Source organism: Dyadobacter sp. SRI_021 (assembly GCF_057586235.1).
On record NZ_JBYCZM010000001.1, the window covers coordinates 1175570 to 1196841 of the forward strand.

The window sequence follows — 21272 nt, forward strand, 5'->3', positions numbered from 1 at the left end:
CTGATTACAAGCATGAAAAGCATCATACGTTCACTCAAATCCAAAACTTTGCTCGCCGCATCCATCGTTTGCCTTTCGGCATGCACGGGTGATTTCGACGAAGTCAATACCAACAACAACAGTGCTGCGACCGGTACGGCGGACCTTTTCCTCCCACACGGCATCCAGAGCGCGGTCGACCTTTACTGGGGCGGCTCTATCGGACAGGACATCGGCGACGGCTTCTCGCAGCACTGGGCGCGCATTCAGTACACCGATATCGACCAGTACACTGTTTCGGCGGACGTTTACAATACCGGCTGGCAAACACTTTACATCGAATCCCTGGCGGATTTTCAACGCATCATGAAAATCTCCGAAGAGTCGGGCAATACCAACTACAAGGCCGTTGCGATGATTATGCGCTCCTGGGCATTCATGTTGCTGACCGATATATACGGCGACATTCCCTACACCGACGCATTACAGGGCCTGGACGACAAGCTTTTGCCCAAATACGACGCGCAAAAGAACGTGTATGCCGGCATTGTAGCCGAGTTGAAAACAGCCAACGACCTGATCGACATTAATGACAAAAGTAAGGCGATTGCCGGCGATATTCTCTTTAATGGCAACCTTACCAAATGGAAGAAATTTGCCAACTCGCTGAGCCTGCGCGTGCTTGCTCGGATGATCGATAAGGCCGACGCACCCATCGATGTAAAATCGGAAGTTACCCGCATTCTCAATGACCCGACAAAATACCCCGTGATGGAGTCGGTGGCTGACAATATCCAGCTCAACTACCTCGACGCGACGAATAACAACAATCCTGTGAACCAGAACCGCAAAACACGCGACGACCACCGCGTGAGCGCCACTTTGGTGACCAAGCTAGCGGCATTGAATGACGGTCGCCTGGCCGTTTATGCCAACAAACCTGCGGATGGAGGTGATTACAAGGGTGTTCCAAACGGGCTGTCATCGTCCGACGCGAATGCATTAGGCCTATCCAAAACCTCGAAAGTAGGCGATTACTTCGTGGCTGCGACCGCTCCGGGTGTGATCATGAGCTATGCCGAACTGCTATTCCTCAAAGCGGAATTCGCCTACAAAGGCATTGCAGCAGCAGGTACCGCTTCTAAAAACTATGCGGACGGCATTACTGCCTCATTTGCGCAATATAAATTGACCGTTCTCGAAGCCTACCTTACAGCCAACGCGCTGAAAACGGGCTCAGAAGCATTTACCCAGATCATGGAGCAGAAATGGATCGCGCTCTTTGGCCAGGGTGTAGAAGCCTGGACCGAGTTCCGCCGAACCGGCATTCCTGCCCTTTCCCCTCCTGTTTTGAATACCAATGGCAACGTCATTCCAACGCGGCTGTCTTATCCTGGTTCCGAGGAATCGCTGAACTACGAGAATTTCTCAGCGGCCCTTACCGCCCAGGGAGGCAAGAATGACATGAAAATGAAGCTTTGGTTTGCAAAATAGTGCATATCCAAACCTGTTAAAAAAGCAAAACGGGTCGATGCGTGCGGCATCCGACCCGTTTTCTTTTAGTATCTGGTATGGTTAAAATGAAATCCCCAATCCCGCACCGATATTCGCAACCCCAACAAACCGCTTTTCGTTAATCGGAATACCTACTTCCGGATAGTTACCCACGCGCACATTCACGGCTACGTTTTTCAGCTCGGCTTCGGTCGCGAGGAAATCGCCCGACAGGTGGAAATACAATGGCCCGGCAATCGGCAAACGCAAGCTTGCACCGGCACCTACACCGAAACCGCTGGTAGAAGCGGGGCTCAAATGCACGAGTATCTGGTTTTCACCGGATTGGAAAGTGCCGGTCATATCCACGGTAGGCGAGGTTACTTGTACATAACCTCCCTGCACATGCCCTTCCAGTTGCACCCTATTGAAATTGAGGAAAATTGCAGGCCCTGCCATGATCGCATTGAACTTCCAGCGCGACACGCGCGTGTCCCACGTATGAGAGCTGGTTTCGTTGATAAAACCTTTGATTTCTTCCACGCGGAGGTCCGCAATGTCCACGATCGGCTGAGGGCGCGTCGTGTTCTTGTTCATACTTCCTGAAAACTTCAACCCAAACCAGCGTGCGATGCGAAAATCATAATTCACCTGACCATAATATCCTGAGCCCGTCAGACCCGCAAAAGGGTCGTTCAGTTTTTCCCTGGCAAGCTCCCCTACCGGCAAGCTGTACCCGGCAGTAACCGAAAAGAAGGACCGGTTATCGTTTTGTGCCTGTGCATCGAGTTGCGTAAATAGGAAAAGTGCAAAAATAAGGATAGAGAAACGTTGGCTGATTTTCATGAATATGGCTGGTTTGTGAGAAGAACTAGTACGTGAAACGAAATTTCCAGCTAAGGTAACATGAAACATCCCCGATTTATTACATTTTAGTTTCACGACTTAGTTTGGGGAAATTTTATCAACACAATGTTATATAAATCGCTCGAAAAGTGCCGAATCCGCGCTGGTATGGAAATGGTAAGGGTTATTTCAAACTAAATCATTCAACCCATGAACAGGCAAGAAACAGATAAGGAAGCAAGGGCCACCAAGAACGTGAAGAACGCCTGGAAGTGGATCGTCGGCATCGGTATCGTTCTTTCGCTGATCGCCTGGTTTGGCGGCTTCTTTAACCACGACAGAAACCTGTCAGGACAGGCTGATAACCCGGCCGACCAGGGCACAACCGCTGTCGACAGCATTGCTTCCGATACCGCCGGTACGCCATTGCGTTCGGATACGGTTTATGAGCACGTGCGCGGTACGCAATAGGGTGCTACTTGATCAGTGCGTCGTATAAAATCTCGACAGGGTGCATGACTTTGCGTCCTGTGCCATCCTTGATCTGATGGCGGCAACTCGTCCCGGCAGCTGCGATGATCACATCCTCGGGCTGCTGCCGGACAGTTGGGAACAGCACCAACTCCCCGATCTGCATCGATACATCGAAATGCTCTTCCTCATAGCCGAACGAACCCGCCATTCCGCAGCAACCCGACGGAATCAGCTGAACATGATAATTTTCCGGCAACTGCAATGCTTTTTTAGAAGCCGTTAACGTCGAAAGTGCTTTCTGATGGCAATGTCCATGCAGCTTGATTAATTGATTTTTACCGACAAATGCAGTTTTCTGAATGCGTTTCGCATCAATCTCACGGGCGATAAATTCCTCAAAGAGCAGTGCATTCTCCGCGATTTTCTGCGCATTGCCTCTTTCTTTTTCCCCTACCAGGTCCACATATTCATCACGGAATGACAAGATCGCCGAGGGCTCAATGCCCACCAACGGAGCGTCGTAAGTGATTTTATCTTTCAGCAAAGCCACATTCCGGATCGCCAGTTTCTGTGCTTCTTTCACAAAACCTTTGGACAAATACGAACGCCCCGATTCCACATGTTCGGGGATAATGACCTCATAACCCAGCTTTTCGAGCATTAATACGGCCTTTTTACCAACCTCAGCATCATTGTAATTGGTAAACTCATCGCAAAACAGATATACCCTGCGCGAATGCGGCGGGACCGCCGGCCTATTCCGCTGATGCTTTTCCCACCAGCTTTTCAATGTCTCTCTGTCCAGCTTCGGCATCGACCTTTCAGGATGGAAACCGACCATTTTATTAGCGATCCTCCGCAATGCCGGCGTCCCGAATATACCGTTGAATGCCCAGGGAGCGATCGAGGCCAGTTTCATTTGCCTTGAAAATCCGGCGATCAGCTTGCTGCGCATCGGCACGCCGTGGCTTTCATAGTATTGCTGCGTGAATTCGGCCTTCATTTTGCCAATGTCTACGCTCGAAGGGCATTCCGATTTACAACCTTTGCAGGACAAGCAAAGGTCGAGTACCTCTTTCACCATTTCCTGGCTCGTTGCCGGAGCCGTTTCCGGTGTGAAATACTGCCGCAGAATGTTCGCCCGGGCACGCGTGGTGTCGCGCTCGCTGCGCGTGGCCATGTAACTCGGGCACATGGTTCCGCCGGTGAGTTCGGTTTTACGACAATCGCCCGAGCCGCTGCATTTTTCAGCGAGGCGAAGAATGCCTTCTTGTCTTGAAAAGTCAAATATGGTCTCGATTTGCGGATTCGGCTTATCCTGCCCGTAGCGCAGGAATTCGTTCATCGGCGGCGTGTCCACGATTTTATTGGCATTGAAAACACCATTGGGATCCCAGATCCGCTTCACCTGCCTGAACATTTCATACACATCCTCACCCATCATGTAAGGAATGAACTCCCCGCGCAAGCGGCCATCGCCATGTTCTCCCGACAATGCGCCGTTGTATTTTTTCACGAGTACAGCGGTATCGGCCAGCACATCACGGAATTGCTGTTTTCCCTCGCTCGTTTTCAGGTTAATCATCGGCTCCACGTGCAGTTCGCCCGCGCCCGCATGGGCGTAGTACGATGCGTGCAAGCCGTGTTTTTCCAGTAGTACCTCCAATTCTTCAATATAAGCGGGCAAATCTTCTACGGCTACCGCGCAGTCTTCGATCAGATTCACCGGCTGTGTGTCGCCCGGCAGGTTCCGTATTAGTCCGAGACCGGCCTTACGGATATCCCAGGCCTTGTTGGCATCGTCCCCGAACAACAACGGATAGGCATATCCGAGGTTTTCCGATTGCAATTGCGCAATTAATGCGGACGCTTTTCGCTCTACTTCCTCTTTAGCAATGCCCCAGAACTCCACCATCAGCATCGCCGCAGGGTCGCCTTGCATAAAAAACCGGTTTTGGGAATACACATTATGGTTTTTGGTAAAATCCATAATGTATTTGTCGACGAGTTCGGAGGCCTTCGGATCATACTGCATGGCTACGCGGTTCGCGTGCAGCGCTTCCGCGAGCGAGCCCGTATGTACACACACGACGCCCACGGCCGCGGGAGGAGCATCGACCAACGCAAGTTTAGCCTCGGTAACGAAGCATAATGTCCCCTCGGAACCAGCAATGAGGTTACAGAGGTTGATATTCCCTTTTTCAAAATTCCTGACCAAGGCGTCCAGCGCATAACCGGAGTTACGGCGGGTGACGGTCGGTTTTGGAAATTGTTTTTTGATTAAGTCCTGGTCAATAGGATTGGATATGAGCCCGAACATGCCTGCCAGAATCGATTGCAGACGCTGGCCTTTGACTTGTTTCTCACGAATTTCACGCGTAAAATCAGCGATGGATTGCTCATTGAAAATCGCTTCGGAACCATCCGAAAGCAACACCTTTACTTCCAGCAAATGGTCGCGCGTGGCGCCCCAGGTGATGGAATGCAGCCCGCACGAGTTGTTCCCGATCATCCCGCCGATCATCGCGCGACTGGCCGTGGAAGTTTCCGGGCCAAAAAGCAGGCCATAGGGTGCAAGGTGTTTGTTCAGATCGTCACGGATCACGCCCGGCTGCACGCGTACCCATTTTTCGTCCGGGTTTACCTCGATAATCTTCCGGAAATGCTTCGAAATATCGACCACAATACCTTTTCCTACCACCTGCCCGGCCAGCGAGGTTCCGGCTGCGCGGGGAATCAATGTTACTTTATTGTTTTGGGCAAAGTCGATCAGCGAACGGATATCCTCCACGGTTTTCGGCAAAGCTACCGCTACCGGCATTTCCTGGTAGACCGATGCATCCGTAGCGTAAACCGTGCGCTGGGCAGTGTGTAAAGTGGAATTATCAAAATACAACTCTCCCTCGAATCGGGCGCGGAGCGTGTTGAACTGGAATTGTGAAACGCGGGTCATAGGAACAATCGATAATCAAAGCGCGAATTTACGGTAGTTGGCCTATTAATGCTTTGAAAAACTGCATGAATGTGCCCGCGACCTACGCTGAATAAGCCGCCGGAGCAGATACCGCCCTGAGTTACGTATATTGGCACAATTTTTACGCCTTCTGTTTTGGGTAAAACAGTTTTTCCTTTCGAACCGATGAAACACATAAACATTCTGATCCTCACACTATTCTGCCTGACCGCATTAGCCCGGGCTGCTTACGCGCAAAATACCGCCAATATTACGGTCACAACGACCAAACAGGCCCCTGTGACCGTTACGCTGGTGCTCGAAGATGTACATTTTCACCCCAATCTGGGCACAGGCCTTGCCGACGCGAAGCTCGACGCAGTGGCCTCGGTAAACTTTGCGGACAAAACGACTGAAAAAACGGTCATTCAGCTCAATGAGCCCAAAATGATGCGCTTGCAATACAGCGGTAACGGTGTAAACAAGACCTGGATGCTCTTTCTGCAACCCGGCGACGACCTCACGATCAACTTCGCCGACAAGGCCGACGTGACTTTCGCAGGCAAGAATGCCGGTTATCAGACATTTTTGAAAAACTATTTTCTGGAAAACCAATACCAGTACCTGCCGGTTTTTGGCTATAAACCTTCACAAATCGACAATAAAAGCGTCGTGCAACAAAGCGACAGCCTGAAAAAAGTGAGGCTTGATGCGTTTGAGAAATTCAAAATGGCGAATCCGGTGGTACCTGCATTCGAAGCATATGTGCTGGCTACCACCGCAACCGAGCCATCACTGACCCGCCAGCTGATTCAGGAGAAAATCATGCGTCGCAATCGGGCAGCGAAACTCGACGCCACGCAGCGTAAGGAACTTGAAGATTTCACATTGACCGACTTCAAAATCCAGCCCGACGACGCACTGCTCAGTCAGGCTTACCGTGACGAGCTCCGCAACTGGGCGCTCATTCCCTCGACCCGTAAATATCCGCTCGAATCGGAAACACGCTATGAAATCAGCCCGGATGCGTTGAAGGATGTATATGCATTCAGCAAGGAAAAGCTGGCTAATTATCCGAAACAGAAAGAATACCTGGCTACCTACTGGCTCAACTACGCGGCGACGGCTATTCCGGGCATCGAAACCGCCAAAGCACTGCTGGCAGACTACAAAACGACATTCCCGCAATCGCCTCACACCGAATACATTTCCAAGCTGATCCAGACCAAAGAATCGTTACAACCGGGCGCCGCCGTCCCGGACATTACCCTGCTCAATACCGACAGCGCCGCGGTAACGGTTTCCTCACTGCAAGGCAAGCCGGTTCTGATGGTATTCTCATTCAGCATCGGACAGCACGAGCCGGGATTGAAGGTTTTAGAAGATAAATATGCCGATAAGGTTACGTTCGCCTACATTTCTGTTGCGACGGGCATCCCGCTTTCTACCTGGAAGCAATATGTAAAGGCGCGTCCAACCGCAAAGCATTTTTGGGCTTCGGATGAAAACATCGAGGTTTTGAAAGAGAAATACGGCATCGATATCCGGTATCCGTTCCTGGTGATCGATGGTGCGGGTAAGATCGTGAACCGCTGGATTCCACAGGAGTTTCCGAACAATAAGACCCTGGAAGCCGAGTTACAGAAAGTAGCAAAATAATGTAAAGCGAAGCTGTGCTGAACAAGCTGGCGCGAAGCTGCGCTTCGTGCCTACCATTCGCAGGCCTCCGGCCGGTCAGACATCCAACATTGTGCAAAAGTCGGCCAGAGGCCTCCACATAGCGTGTGCGAAGCAGGAGCTTCGCACCATCATCCTGTGATTTTGATCGAATGTATCGGCTCCTCGTACTGATACGAAATCCGCAGTTCGCAGTTATCACAAATCTCCTTCACGATCGCCAGTCCGAGCCCCAGCGAATCCGCCCCCGTCGATTCCTTCTTGAACCGCTCGAACAACCGCTCCGGCTCGCTCTTCAACGGATTCCCGGTGTTACTCACCTGCACATAGTCGGAACCCGATTCCAGCCGCAGCTCTCCGCCAGTATAGTTGTGCCGGATTGCATTATTGATCAGGTTCGTAAGCAGAATATCCGCCAGTGCAGGCGACATTACTTTTCTGAAATTTCCTGTCGATTGCAATGAAACGCGGATCTCTTTATGCTGTAAGATATCTTCAAAATCTTTCAACTTATTCAATGCCAGCCCGGAAAGATCCAGCTCTTCCTGCTCGGTAAACTGCTGGTTTTCAATTTTAGCCAACAACAAAAGCCCCTGGTTAAGTCGCGACATCCGTCGTGCGGCATGGTAAATCTCTTCAATCCAGTAAGTATGGTTTTCGCCCAAATCCTTCGATTGGATAAACTGCTCCACCCGCGCATTGATCAGCGCGAGCGGCGTCTGGATTTCGTGGGAAGCATTTTCGGTGAACTCGCGGAGGCTGCGATAGTCGTGCTGCATTTTCGACGCCATCTTCTCCATCACATCCCCCAGCTCGTTAAATTCGGTAATTTCGCTTCGCACGGTTTCCAGCGGCTTGTTTTTCGTCCAGTCGAAATCCTTGATCCTGGCCAATGAATCGTAAAAAGGCTTCCACAGCTTGCCCGACAAAACGCGGTGAAAAAGGAAAGTGCTGACCAATAGCAACCCCAAAAACGCGATCATCGCTGCCGAAATGGCTTCAATCAGCTTGTAGGATTCGATCATCGACTTCCTGATCGCCACGCGGTAGGGCGAGCCGCCGATTAATGTATAAAATGTAAGCTGGCGGAACGGATCGGCGGTTTCGTCGTAGCGGTTGCTGATGAGCGTGTCCGTGAATGCAACTTTGTTGTCAAATTTACCGAACACCGGTACCACTTCAATTTTATTTTCGACAAAGTAAGAATTGTTGCTCCAAGTGTCGTTGCTGCGGACATAGGCTTCAAAATCCTGCTTTTCGACCATCAGCCGGCTCTCCACCTCGTCGTAGATCATGAATTTGATGATCCAGAAAAAAGCAATCCCCACTGCCACATAAATCAGCAGCGAGGCGAGCAGGTAAATGCGGCTGGCTTTTTCGAGCAGTTTCAAGGTGCTGTGAATTTGTATCCTATCCCGTAAATCGATTGAATGTAATCTTTTCCGCCCTTTTCAACGATCTTCCGGCGAAGGTTTTTGATATGAGAATAAACCATATCGAGCGAATCGGCCGAATCCATATTGTCGCCCCAGAGATGTTCCGCAATGGATTCCTTGGTCAACGCCACGTCGATATTGGAAAGAAAATAGAGCAGCAGATCGTACTCCTTTTTAGATAATGTGGTTTCAATATCTTTGATAAAAACCTTTCGGGCAGGCAAGTTAACCCGGATATCCTTCCAGGTCATATCATTACTCCCACCAAAATTCCTGCGCCGGATCAGCGATTTCACCCGGGCATTCAATTCCGAAAGGTGAAAAGGTTTGGTCATGTAATCGTCCGAACCTATTTCCAATCCTTTCAGCTTGTCTTCCAGCGTGTTGCGCGCCGAAATAATGATAATACCTGTTGCGGCGGCGATTTTTTTCAAGGTCTGGATAATGTCGAAGCCATTGCCGTCCGGCAACGTCAGGTCCACAATCGTGCAATCGTACTGATACAAGCTGATTTTCTCATCGGCCTGCCAGAATGTGTTGGCGACCTCGCAAATGAACCCTTCGCGGGAAAGGTAATCGGTGATACTTTCTGCCAGCCCTTTTTCGTCCTCGACAACTAAAATTTTCATTCCTCTTTCAAAAGATACTTTGCAAAAATACACCCTGAAGTTGGAAACATTTAGGAAGTATAATCGGGTAATAAACAGCCCCTTGCAGGGTTCCATTTCCCAAATGTTTCCAGAATTGAGCTCTAATTTCGGCTAAAAATATCTTTAACCCGAATTATGAAGCACTCCCAGTATCATTCGGTTTCCCGCTTTTTTCCGCCGGGAAACGCGCATTCTCCGGCGCACCGGAACTTCAAAATCAAAAACCGGTGGCTTGCATTCTTCTTTGTCGCCTTCGCTTGTATGCAGGCGAACGCGCAGCAAATCAAACTGCACGAAGCATTGGAACAGGGCAAAGGCAATTTTCCGTTCCTGAAAGCCAAACAGGCCGAAATACACGCCGCCGAAAGCCGGATCAAGTCCGTCAAAACCGATTACCTGCCCGCATTTATTGTGCAAGACCAATATACCTACGCCACCAGCAACAGCGTGGCCGGAGCGTTCCTGCCCAACGAGGGTAGCGCATTGTCGCCGTCCGGTGGTATCCGCCCCGAAAACATTTACACGGCCACATTCGGCAGCTTCACCACGGCGCTGGTCGATTGGAAGGTCTTCAATTTTGGAAAAGTGAATGCCAATGTCAATGCCGCCAAAGCAGATCTGGCCCGCAGCCAGGCGGATTATGAAAACGAGCTTTTCCAGCATCAGGTCAAAATCATCGATGCCTATCTGCTGCTTTTGATTAACCAGAAACTGGTAGATGCCCAGCGGCAGAACCTGGAAAGGGCCTCGGTTTTCAAACGCGTTACCGACGCTGCCGTAAGTTCTGGAATGCGCCCGGGCGTCGACAGCTCATTGGCTGCCGCGGAATATGCCAAAGCACAATTGCTGTTACTGGAAAGTCAGCGATCGGAAAAGGCGCAGCGACTCCGGTTTTCGGAGCTGACCGGCGAACTCCGCGATAGCATTCAGGTGGATACCATGAGTTTTTACTCGCAATTGCCTGCGGTCTCCGAAATCGGATCATTCTTGAAAAACCCCGCATTAAAATTCTCCCAAGCCCAAATCGACGCCTCGCTGGCGCGTAGCCTGGCCGTTAAACGCTCCTATTTGCCCTCTGTTTCACTCGTGGGTGCAGGCTGGGGACGTGGTTCGGGCGTTTCAAACAAGGATGATTCCTTCCGCACCGACTTCGGCAGCGGCGTCAAATACCAGGTTTACAACTACCTCGTAGGCGTTTCGACCCGCTGGAACCTCACCAACATTTTCAAGGTCAGAAACGATTACCATGCCGAGCAATTCCAGGTCGAGCGCTTCAAGTCATTATACCAAACCCAGCAGCTGCAACTCGACCGCCAGACGCGCGAATCTGAAATCCAGTTCCAGCTCTCGCTCGCGCAGGCGCGCCTCACACCCGTGCAGCTCGCGGCCGCGCGTACGGCATTCAATCAGGCCGAGGCCCGGTACCAGAGTGGTCTGACCGACCTTTTCACATTGGCACAGAGCGTAAATGCATTGAACCGTGCCGAAGTGGACAAGTTTGTCACCAACGGCAATGCATGGCGCTCGCTGTTACTCAAAGCCGCCGCTGCAGGTGACCTAAGTATGTTCCTAAATCAAATAGCCCAATGACATGCAAACTGTCATGCTGAGCGTACCGGGCCGCCGGACGGTCGAAACATCTCGCACGACGCCATCCTACAAAATGCTTCGAGTGCGCTCAGCATGACAAAATATAAATCTGAACATTATGTATCAACTCATCAGAACTGCCCTCCGACAGCCCATTTCCATTGTGGTAGTCGTGATAGGCATCCTATTCTTCTCGATTCTGTCGATACGGAGCATTCCCGTCGACATTTTTCCCAACCTCGATTTGCCGACCATTTACGTGGTGCAGCCCTACGGAGGTATGGCTCCTGACCAGATGGATGGCTTCATTGCCACCCGCTACCAGGACCACTTCCTGTACGTGTCGGGTATCCGTGATGTGGACGTGAAAACGATCCAGGGGTTATCATTGATCAAACTTTCGTTCTATCCCGGTACCGACATGGCGCAGGCCGCTGCGGAGGTCGCCAACAACGTCTCCCGCGCGAAGGCCTACATGCCCGAAGGTACCGTACCGCCGCAGGTGGTCCGCTTTGATGCCAGCTCAGTGCCGATCGGACAAATGGTATTCGAAAGCGCCTCCCGGTCGCTGAACGAAATCCAGGATTTCGCGTCCTCCCGCGTTCGTCCCATGTTCAGCCGCATCGAAGGGGTTTCCAGCCCACCGCCATTTGGCGGTAACCAGCGCACGATCGTCGTGCGCGTCGATCCCGAGCGCATTAGAAGCTACCATCTGACACCAGAGGAGGTCATCAAATCCATTATTGCCAACAACCAGCCTTCGCCGGCGGGTAACATTCGCATGGGTGACAAGACTTTGATGACACCCGTCAACTCACTGATTAAGAAACCGGAAGATTTTCTGAATATTCCTATCCGCGTTGGAGCCGGGCCTACCGTGTTCATCCGCGATGTGGGGGTGGTGGAAGACGGTGCCGATGTGACCGTGAGTTATGCATTAATCAATGGCCGCCGGGCGGTTTATATTCCTGTTGTTAAAAAATCCGATGCTTCGACGCTCGATGTGGTGAACAATATCCGCGCTGCATTGCCTCAGTTACGCAACGCGGTGCCGGAGGACGTGAAAATTTCCTATGAATTCGACCAGTCGGTGTATGTGACCAACTCATTGAAAAGCCTCATTACCGAGGGGATTCTCGGTGCGTTGCTGACAGGCTTGATGGTGCTCCTTTTCCTCAGAGACTGGCGCAGCGTGATTATCGTCATTGTGACTATTCCTATTTCGATTCTTTCGGCGGTGATATTGATGAATTTGTTTGGGCAAACCATCAACATCATGACATTGAGCGGCTTGGCACTGGCTATCGGTGTACTCGTAGACCAGGCAACAGTGACCATTGAAAACATTCACCAGCACCAGGAAATGGGCAAACCGAAGGAGCAGGCTATTTGGGACGCGTGTAAGGAAATTGCATTCCCCGAGTTTCTGATTTTGCTCGCAATCCTGGCCGTTTTCGCACCGTCGTTTGTCATGAGCGGTATTCCAAGATCTATGTTTTTGCCGCTTTCACTGGCCGTGGGTTTCGCGATGATCGCTTCGTTCTTGCTTTCACAGACATTGGTACCTGTGCTTTCCAACTGGCTTTTGAAAGATCATCCGCACCACGAGGCACCTACTTTGGCATTGGATAACCAGGAGATTGAGGATGTGATCGAAGAAGGAGCGCACCCTTCGCTGCCACCTACCGGTTTCGAAAAATTTAAATTGAAATACCTGAATGTTCTCGGCGGCATTATGGGCAAGCGCCTGATCGTTCCGGTGTACCTCGTCGGTAGCATTGCATTGATTATCGGCGGATTTTTCCTCATTGGCACGGATATTCTGCCGAAAGCGAACAGCCACCAGTTCCAGATGCGCATGCGGGTACCCGATGGCACACGTGTGGAGCGCACGGAAGAGGCTACGTTGAAGGTGCTGAACCTGATTAAATCGGAAGTTGGCAAAGAAAATGTCGAAATATCCTCGGCCTATGTGGGCACTGTGCCTTCCAGCTATGGTACTTCCAACATTTTCGTGTTCAATAGCGGCCCGCATGAGGCGGTCTTGCAGGTTTCTTTGAAAGAAGAGTTTCCCGTGAGGATGGATGCCCTGAAAGAAAAGCTGCGCGCAAGAATAGCCAAAGAAATTCCAAATCTGGCCATTTCATTCGAACCCATCGAACTAGTCGACAAAATCATGAGCCAGGGCGCATCGACGCCGATCGAGGTAAGCGTAGCCGCCAAGGATGTGGAAGAAGCCGGAAGGTTTGCGCGTAAGATTCAAAAGGAAATGCAGCAGATTGCATTCCTCCGCGATGTACAGATTGCCCAGCCATTGGAATACCCGATCCTGGACGTAAAAATCGACCGCGAACGCGCCGGACAATTGGGCATTACCTCTACGCAGGTAGCGCGCTCGATGGTCGCAGCGACGTCTTCCAGCCGTTTTACCGACAAAAACCTCTGGCTCGACGATGCCAAAGGCCTTGCCTACCAGGTCCAGGTGCAGATTCCGGAATACCAGATGACCTCCGTGGAAGACATCGGCACTATTCCTTTGAAAACCGGCGTCAGCAACCCACTGCTCGCTGACGTGGCTACTTTTTCTGAAAAAACAGCACCCGGGGAATACGACCGCGCCGGCCCGAACCGGCTCGTAACCGTCACGGCCAATATCCACAAAAAGGATCTCGGTGCAGCCACTACCGCCGTTCAAAAGGCAATCAAGAATGCAGGCGAGCCGCCACGCGGGGTAATTGTAGAACTGAAAGGGCAAACCGAACTGCTTACTGAAACATTGAGCAGCTTGCAAACGGGTTTGTTAATCGCGGTTGTGATTATGTTCCTCTTGTTGGCGGCTACTTACCAGTCGTTCAAACTATCGCTGGTCGTACTTTCCACTATCCCTGCGGTAGTTGTAGGCTCCATCGGCCTGCTCCTGCTTACCGGTGCGACGCTGAACCTGCAATCCTACATGGGTCTGATCATGTCCGTGGGAGTATCGGTAGCGAATGCGATTTTGATGGTAACCAATGCTGAAAACCTGCGGCTCAAATTGCAGGACGCGCACAAAGCGGTAACCCTCGCAGCCGGTAGCCGGATCCGCCCCATCCTGATGACGAGTATTGCGATGATCGCCGGGATGATCCCGATGGCATCGGGCCTCGGCGAAGGCGGTGACCAGATCGCGCCGCTCGGGCAGGCGGTAATCGGGGGGCTGATCGCCTCTACGTTAGCGTCACTCCTCATTTTACCGGCCGTGTTCACATTGGTGCAGCGCAAAGCGTCCGTCAATTCGGTATCTCTCGACCCCGAGGATCCCGAAAGCAATTTTTTCCGTAAAAAACTCCAAACATCCGTTTCCATGAATACCTTGAAATCCATTCTGATACTGATCACGGTCGCCGCAGGAATGAGCGCGTGCAGCAGCACTGCCGAAACGAGCGACAGCCATGAAGCCAAAACTACGGAGCATGCCGCCAAAGAGCCCGCTGCCGTCGAACTCGCTTACGTCAAAAGCATGAAACCAGCTAAGCAGATTGCGTTGCCAGGCGAATTGAAGCCATGGAACAAGGTGAGCATTCATCCTAAGGTGAAAGGTTTTGTCAAAACAGTAAATGTCGACCGGGGTACGGTTGTCAGAAAAGGCCAGGTATTGGCCATACTGGAAGCGCCGGAAGTGATCTCGGAATTAAGCCAGGCCAAGGCTCAACTGATCGCCGCGGAAGCCGCATTACAGCAAACCACCACGCGGTACCAGGCCAGCGCATTGACATATAGCCGTCTCCAAAAAACCAACCGCACCGAAGGGGCCGTGTCGCTCCATGAACTGGACCTCGCCAAAGCGCGTGCCGCTGCCGACAGCTCCGCTATGGCCGTAGCCCAAGGCAATGTACAAGCCGCGAAATCATTCATGGAAACAAAAACAGAACTTTCCCGCTACCTGACTGTGACTGCGCCATTCGACGGCATTATTACCGAACGGAACATCAGTCCGGGAGCGCTTGTGGGCCCGGGCGAGGGCGGTGCGAAGCCGTTATTTATCCTGGAAGACAACACAAAACTGCGTCTGACGCTTGCAATCCCTGAAAACATGTCGAGTGCCATCCCGAATAAAGGCGAAGTAAGTTTTACGGTTTCGGCGAGCCCTGAAAAGGTTTACAAGGCCGTTTACGCCCGCAGCTCTCGTACGTTGTCCGAAGAAAACCGCTCGATGATGACTGAGTTCGACGTCAACAACCGCTCGAACGAGCTGAAAGCCGGCATGTACGCACAAGTGCAACTCAGCACCGAGCGCACCGGCAATACGCTTTTCGTTCCCACGACCGCGGTCGTCAATTCCAGTGAACAAGTCTTCGTCATCCGCGACAAAGGTAAAAAAGCGGAATGGGTGCCTGTGAAACGCGGTGTCGTGGTCGATACGCTCGTTGAAGTATTCGGTGATCTGCACGATGGCGATGCGATTGTGAAGAAGGCATCTGAGGAGTATCGTAACGGGCAGGACTTGTAAGCTATAACCGTAACATCAGCCGTTCGTTCATTAGAGCGGAGAAGTGGTCCTATTGACAACTTTTCCGCTCTATTTTTGTTTAAAAATGCACACCATTTCATGAATGTGATCAGTTTCAGAAAATTGAAAGAATTTTACGAAATTCATGCTGATTCAAAACCTTATCTGACCTCCTGGTTCAAAACCGTCAGGAAGGCGCACTGGAACGATTTAAATGCTTTGAAAGCAGATTTCAAAAGTGCGGATCTGATCGCAGACAACAGGGTTATTTTCAATGTAAAGGGTAGTCGGTACAGAATGGTAACCCGCATTAGCTTTGAACATAAACGAATTATGATCAAATGGCTGGGAACGCACGCAGAATACGACAGGATTAACGCGAAGACAATTTAGGAGATGGTAGATGTAAAACTGATCGAGACCGAGGAAGAATATAACGAGGCCTTGGCGCGCCTTGATGTGTTATTTGATGCGCCTGTCGGTAGTCAGGAAGCCAAGGAAGCCGAAGTGCTCGCATTGCTGGTCAACCAGTACGAAGAGGTACATTACCCGATCGAAGAACCATCGCCCGAGGACTATGCGAGGATTCGGATGGAGGAATCGGGCCTGAGAGACGATACATAGCCATAAAAAATGCCGGACGTAAGCCCGGCATTTTTTGCTATTTCCCTTTAAAATCACTTCCTGCTATAAGTGTCCAGCGTTGCTTGCGGGAAGGAGCGAAGGATGTCCGCCATGGTGTTTTTGATCATCGTGTTCTGGTCCTCCTTCTTGGTTGGCGCCTTCACTTTGCCGGAAGCCCAGCCTTGCCAGATCATTCTTTCAGTGGATTTCTGATAGATATTGAGGATAAAGCGGCTTTCCTGGTAGTTATAGGTCGAGATGTTGTTACCCCCGCCATACCACCACATGTAAGGCGAATACATGTTGTTGGAACGCACTTGCTGGCGATCCTTCACGTCCGTCATAAACCGCACCACAATTTCGGGGTTTTGCTGATCCAGTTTATAGCCTTTGGCTTCCATCACTTCCACAACGGCATCGCCCAGCCGGCGCCTGTTCAATTCGCTACCCAGCAGCGGGTCCTGCTCCATATTATGCTCGGCCTCCACTTTGAAGGTTTTGAATTGTTTCAGGTTCACTGAGGAGTCGTAATCGTAACTCACTTGAAGGGCATTGCTGCATGCCATCATGAATACACCCGCCACAACCGCCATACCTGCGGATTTTATCAACTTCACTATGGTTTTCATTGTGTTTTAACGTTTGGTTATTGTTATGCTATTCTGACAGTTTCAGAGGGTAAATGGTTTAAATACCTGTGAAACATCTATTAAACTTATAAACAAATAAAACTGATATATCGATCGGTAAAATTCCTTGTTTCAAGACGTTTCAAACGTTTGCATGGCCCATAGTTCATTCTTTTAACCTTACTTGTAAAAACATGTTTCTGTTGCAGTTCACGCAAGGGAAAGTATGACCAAAAACAAAAACGCGCCCGGATTTTGCCGGACGCGATGTACTGGGAATATATAAGGGACCACGAACTTTCAAGACCTATCCTAGACGTGTTTATAGTCAGGATGTTTGTAGGGAGCCCGGTAGGTGCGGGCCAGCAACGCATTAGCCTCTCTATCTCCCACAATTTCGCGTTTTATTGGGTCATAAACAATCGAACGGCCCGTTTTCATCGAAAGATTTGCTAAAATACAGCTTGCCGTCGATATATGCCCTTCCTCAATGTCCGCAACAGGTCGGCCATTGTTATCGATCGCCGCAAGGAAGTCCAGCATGTGAAGGCGTGTCGCGGGTGCCGCATTCAGTTCGATCTTGTCTTCTTTGAGGTCTTCGGGATATTTTTCCTTTTCATAAACGACATCCTTGTGAATCTTCTCGCCCTTGCCTTGCGGAATGAAATCGTAAGCCATGGTACTTGCCCAGAGCGTTCCCTTTTCGCCGTAAAGTGTAAATGACCAGGGATAATCGGGATTGTTCGGTGTGCCCCACGTACGGTGCTGCCAAACGCAATTCAAGCCGTCGTATTCGAAAATCGCTGATTGTGTGTCCGATATATTAGACTTACCTTCCTTCTGCACATAAATACCACCTGTCGACGTGATTTTTTTCGGCCAGCCTAGTTTCAGCATCCAGCGCACCGTGTCGAACATATGCACACACATATCGCCGGTAATACCGTTGCCGTATTCCATGAACGTCCTCCACCAGCGAACATGTGGCGAGCCGTCGTACGGGCGCAGGGGCGCGGGGCCGGTCCATTTTTCATAATCCAGATAACCCGGAACCGCTTCCACCGGCGGGTTGCCATTAGCCCTCATGTGGTAATAGCAGCACATCTCCACATGCGAAATCTTGCCCAACAAACCTGCATCGACGATATTCTTCTTAGCGTCGATCAAATGCGGCGTACTTTTGCGTTGCGTTCCTACCTGTACTACTTTTTTATATTTACGCGCCGCGGCTACCATCGCCTCCCCCTCCATAACATCCACGCTGATCGGCTTCTGCACGTATACGTGCGCGCCGGCTTTCACTGCGTCGATCATTTGCAAGGCGTGCCAATGGTCGGGTGTGCCTATCAGTACAATATCCAGTTCATTTTCCGCAAGCATTTTCTGGTAGTCGCCATACAATTTCGGCGTCTTGCCCGATTTCTGCCGCTGGCTAACCAGCTTACCCGCTTCGTTCAATTGATTTTTATCCACATCGCAAAGCGCAATCACTTCCACGGGCGCAACCTGAATCAATCTGAAAAGATCACTTTTACCATACCAACCTGTACCAATTAACCCTACGCGCCATGTTTTGGCGGGGTTGATCAGGTCCATTCCCTGCGCTCCGAAAGTGGAAAGTGCCAGTGCTGCCGTGGCCCCATGGAGGAAACTACGGCGGTTGATATTGAAAGTATTCATTCGTGATTTTGATTGGTTTTAGGAAAACTGGCAAATGCCATATGGGGATAAAAGGGCGGGAAGCGTGGCGTTTTACTTTTAAGGACAGATTATTTTACATTTGCCGAGCCTACTACTCAACTTCCTGCATTCGATATGGTACCCGCTATCTCCCGATTGTATGGATTTGGAATTTTATCCGTTTTACGCCGACGATGATCGGCTTTATTTTAGATTTTTGAGTGTTAGTCCTGAGCGGACGATCCGGAAGGCAATCATTTTTACTCCTTTATCAGCACACAGAATTTTCAACCTGGCACTTGTCGATGTGCTTCCGGATGGAAGTTTTTGCGACCAGACGATTAGTAATAATGGCGACCTTGAAAAGATTATGGCAACCGTTATTCAGTGTGTTGCACAATTTTTCGAATGCTACACTCAGGCCGACATTTATTTACAGGCCAATACCCCGGCCAAAAACCGACTGTACCGGATCATCATTTCAAGAGAACTTTCAAGAATCAAAAAGTATTACGAAATTTATGGGATAAATGATTCAGTGACAGAACCATTTCAGACAGGAAGAGAATATCATCACTATATCATCAAATTAAGAGGCATATGAAAATCAAAGAAATGTCCATCAAAGAAATGTCCATCAAAGAAAGCAGGGAAAAGCTGTTCGCCGATCCAAAGTTCCAGGCTTTTCTCAAGGTCAAAATTGACGCCGCGGAGAAATTCCTGGCAACTGCCGATTTGAGTGCAATGCGTAAAAATGTCAAAAAGGAGTAATTGTTACTTCAAAAACGCCCCCACATTCTCCTTCGTCACCAGCTGAAACGGAATAAGTACCTCCTTCTCAAAAGCCTCTTTCTTAGCCGCTTTCACTGCCGTTTCAATGGCCCTTCCACCCTGCTCCCTGGCATTCTGGAAAACAGTGGCATCCAATGTTCCTTTCTTCACAGCCTGTAATGCATCGGGAATAGCGTCTACGCTTACAACCAGCACTTTACCTTTTAAACCAGCTGCTTCCAGCGCTTTCACGGCGCCCATGCCCATTTCATCGTTTTGCGCAAAAATGGCGTTGATTTTATCACCGTAAGATTGGATCCAGTTTTCGGTAAGGGACATGCCCTTTGCCCGGTCCCATTCGCCGGTTTGTTCAGCAAGCAGTTTGAGACCAGGATTGGCTTTCAGGATTTCTTTGGCGCCATTGTCCCGCCGGATTTGCGCGGCCTGGCCCATGAAGCCGTGCATCATCAGCACGTTGCCTTTGCCGCCTAGCTTTTCGGCAATGTATTTCATCGCTATGCGCGCCGACTCGGTGTCGTCCGAGCCTACAAATGCGGTCGGTTTGGCAGAAGTTTCGGAGTTGACGTTAATAATGGGAATCTTCGCGTCCATGGCCAGTTTGACTGCCGGTGAACTGGCTTCCACCTCGCAGGGATTCATGATGATCGCGTCCACGCCCTGACCAATAAAGCTCTCCACCTGTTCCACTTGCTTCAAAGCCGAACGTTCGGCGTCCACGGTAATCAGCTCGACGCCCATTTCCCTGGCCTTTGCTTCCATGGCATCGCTCACATTCACGATAAACTCATTTTGCATACTCAGCATGGTAGCACCGATTACGAGCTTATCGCTGCCGCCTTCGCCGGATGCTTTGTCTGATGATTGATTATTACAGCCCGCGAGTAAAGCAGCGGCGATAAGTGTGGTAAAAATTGTGTTACATTTCATAAAGCTATCGGCATTCGGCTGTCGGCCGTCGAAATATATTTCAGTATATCAAAATCAATTCCCCTCCTCCATTCTCCTTCCCCCCTTTCCTCCCCTAGTCAATCCTTCTTCCCAACCCCATCCAGTACCACCGCGCCGATGATAATCATCCCCATTACTACCTGCTGATAATAGGAAGTGACATTCAGCAAATCGAGACTGTTACTGATCACCCCGATCAACAATGCACCGATCAATGTGCCGGTCATGGTTCCGGTGCCGCCCGAGGTGCTGGTACCACCGATAATCGCAGCGGCAATCGCGTCGAGTTCGAATCCGGCGCCAGCGTTAGGTTGCCCGGTGGTAATACGTGACGTGAGCAAGATGCCACCCAATGCAGAAAGCAACCCGCAAATGGTATATACCCACATTTTGACACGCCTTACACGTATGCCCGACGCCCGCGCGGCAGGCTCATTGCCTCCGACCGCATACATGTAGCGTCCGAGAATGGTTTTATTCAGCACTACCGAGCAGATTGCAAATGCGACCAGCAAAATGATAATAGGGAACGGAATACCGGCAATACTCCCACCGCCAATGAAATTGAACTCGTCTGAAAGGTTTGAAACGGGCCGTCCTTTGCTGAGGATCAATGCCAACCCGCGCCCGATGGTCATCGTTCCCAGGGTGACGATGAATGGCGGCACTTTGCTTTTGGTAATCACCAAGCCGTTGAACGCGCCCATAGCCGAACCCACCCCCAGACCAACCAGCAATGGTACCACCAACGGATAGGTATCAGGATGTGCAAAACTCGCGGCCGCAACGCCTGTTACCGCCACCATGGAGCCCAGCGAAAGATCTATGCCGCCTGTTATGATCACAAAAGTGACGCCAAATGCGAGCAATGCATTGATGGACACTTGATTACCAATAATCAGCAAGTTCGAAACGGTAAAAAATTTCGGCGTACTCAACGCCAGCACGACGCATATCAATGCAAATGCGAAAAAGATACCGTATTGGCCTAGTTTGGAGAATCTGTTCATA

17 protein-coding genes are annotated in these 21272 nt (G+C 50.5%); 9 read left to right on the forward strand and 8 right to left on the reverse strand.

The window, feature by feature from the left end; genetic code table 11:
• Window positions 1-12 precede the first annotated feature (12 nt).
• Complete coding sequence (locus tag AC2YIT_RS04845; RefSeq protein ID WP_487278407.1) at window positions 13-1473, forward strand: SusD/RagB family nutrient-binding outer membrane lipoprotein; 1461 nt, start codon at window positions 13-15, stop codon at window positions 1471-1473.
• A gap of 81 nt (window positions 1474-1554) precedes the next feature.
• Here AC2YIT_RS04845 and AC2YIT_RS04850 read toward each other — a convergent pair whose 3' ends face one another.
• The gene (locus AC2YIT_RS04850) at window positions 1555-2319 is read right to left on the reverse strand and encodes a hypothetical protein (protein WP_430841904.1); all 765 of its coding nucleotides are present in this window, start codon (window positions 2317-2319) and stop codon (window positions 1555-1557) included.
• Between the two features lie 210 nt (window positions 2320-2529).
• Between AC2YIT_RS04850 and AC2YIT_RS04855 the strand changes: the two genes are divergently transcribed.
• Window positions 2530-2790: a hypothetical protein gene (locus tag AC2YIT_RS04855; protein ID WP_487278408.1), complete on the forward strand. Its 261-nt coding sequence runs from the start codon at window positions 2530-2532 to the stop codon at window positions 2788-2790.
• Between the two features lie 4 nt (window positions 2791-2794).
• Here AC2YIT_RS04855 and AC2YIT_RS04860 read toward each other — a convergent pair whose 3' ends face one another.
• Window positions 2795-5746 carry an FAD-binding and (Fe-S)-binding domain-containing protein gene (locus AC2YIT_RS04860; RefSeq protein ID WP_487278409.1) on the reverse strand — a complete coding sequence of 984 codons (2952 nt, stop codon included), beginning with the start codon at window positions 5744-5746 and terminating at the stop codon, window positions 2795-2797.
• Window positions 5747-5932: 186 nt separating this feature from the next.
• Here AC2YIT_RS04860 and AC2YIT_RS04865 point away from each other — a divergent pair, with 186 nt between their 5' ends.
• A complete protein-coding gene (locus AC2YIT_RS04865; protein WP_487278410.1) occupies window positions 5933-7405 on the forward strand; it encodes a TlpA family protein disulfide reductase in 1473 nt (490 codons plus the stop codon).
• 149 nt (window positions 7406-7554) lie between these two features.
• Here AC2YIT_RS04865 and AC2YIT_RS04870 read toward each other — a convergent pair whose 3' ends face one another.
• Together AC2YIT_RS04870 and AC2YIT_RS04875 are read right to left on the reverse strand one after the other, a co-directional pair.
• Complete coding sequence (locus tag AC2YIT_RS04870) at window positions 7555-8814, reverse strand: sensor histidine kinase (protein WP_430841898.1); 1260 nt, start codon at window positions 8812-8814, stop codon at window positions 7555-7557.
• A complete protein-coding gene (locus AC2YIT_RS04875) occupies window positions 8811-9488 on the reverse strand; it encodes a response regulator transcription factor (RefSeq protein WP_487278411.1) in 678 nt (225 codons plus the stop codon). The genes AC2YIT_RS04870 and AC2YIT_RS04875 overlap by 4 nt, the downstream gene beginning before the upstream one ends.
• Before the next feature lie 156 nt (window positions 9489-9644).
• Here AC2YIT_RS04875 and AC2YIT_RS04880 point away from each other — a divergent pair, with 156 nt between their 5' ends.
• The 4 genes from AC2YIT_RS04880 to AC2YIT_RS04895 all read left to right on the forward strand — a co-directional run bounded on the left by AC2YIT_RS04880 (window position 9645) and on the right by AC2YIT_RS04895 (window position 16212).
• Window positions 9645-11099, forward strand: coding sequence for a TolC family protein (locus tag AC2YIT_RS04880; RefSeq protein ID WP_487278412.1), 1455 nt, complete (start codon window positions 9645-9647; stop codon window positions 11097-11099).
• A 118-nt stretch (window positions 11100-11217) separates the two neighbouring features.
• Window positions 11218-15588 (forward strand): efflux RND transporter permease subunit, encoded by a 4371-nt coding sequence (locus AC2YIT_RS04885; protein ID WP_487278413.1) that lies wholly within the window; start codon window positions 11218-11220, stop codon window positions 15586-15588.
• Window positions 15589-15687: 99 nt separating this feature from the next.
• Complete coding sequence (locus tag AC2YIT_RS04890) at window positions 15688-15981, forward strand: type II toxin-antitoxin system HigB family toxin (RefSeq protein WP_430841890.1); 294 nt, start codon at window positions 15688-15690, stop codon at window positions 15979-15981.
• Between the two features lie 3 nt (window positions 15982-15984).
• Entirely contained in the window at window positions 15985-16212 is a 228-nt protein-coding gene (locus tag AC2YIT_RS04895) for a hypothetical protein (RefSeq protein ID WP_430841888.1), read from the forward strand.
• 53 nt (window positions 16213-16265) lie between these two features.
• Here the strand turns inward: AC2YIT_RS04895 and AC2YIT_RS04900 are convergent, their stop codons facing one another.
• A complete protein-coding gene (locus AC2YIT_RS04900; protein WP_487278414.1) occupies window positions 16266-16841 on the reverse strand; it encodes a DUF4136 domain-containing protein in 576 nt (191 codons plus the stop codon).
• 312 nt (window positions 16842-17153) lie between these two features.
• Entirely contained in the window at window positions 17154-18521 is a 1368-nt protein-coding gene (locus AC2YIT_RS04905) for a Gfo/Idh/MocA family protein (RefSeq protein WP_487278415.1), read from the reverse strand.
• 160 nt (window positions 18522-18681) lie between these two features.
• Between AC2YIT_RS04905 and AC2YIT_RS04910 the strand changes: the two genes are divergently transcribed.
• Both AC2YIT_RS04910 and AC2YIT_RS04915 read left to right on the forward strand, forming a co-directional pair.
• Window positions 18682-19125, forward strand: coding sequence for a DUF6934 family protein (locus AC2YIT_RS04910; RefSeq protein WP_430841882.1), 444 nt, complete (start codon window positions 18682-18684; stop codon window positions 19123-19125).
• Window positions 19122-19292, forward strand: a complete 171-nt coding sequence (locus tag AC2YIT_RS04915; protein WP_487278416.1) for a hypothetical protein — start codon at window positions 19122-19124, stop codon at window positions 19290-19292. The genes AC2YIT_RS04910 and AC2YIT_RS04915 overlap by 4 nt, the downstream gene beginning before the upstream one ends.
• Before the next feature lie 3 nt (window positions 19293-19295).
• On the opposite strand, the gene AC2YIT_RS04920 is transcribed toward AC2YIT_RS04915, so the two are convergent.
• Window positions 19296-20240: a sugar ABC transporter substrate-binding protein gene (locus AC2YIT_RS04920; protein WP_487278417.1), complete on the reverse strand. Its 945-nt coding sequence runs from the start codon at window positions 20238-20240 to the stop codon at window positions 19296-19298.
• Window positions 20241-20338: 98 nt separating this feature from the next.
• Entirely contained in the window at window positions 20339-21271 is a 933-nt protein-coding gene (locus AC2YIT_RS04925) for an ABC transporter permease (RefSeq protein ID WP_487278418.1), read from the reverse strand.
• Between the last annotated feature and the right edge of the window lies 1 nt (window position 21272).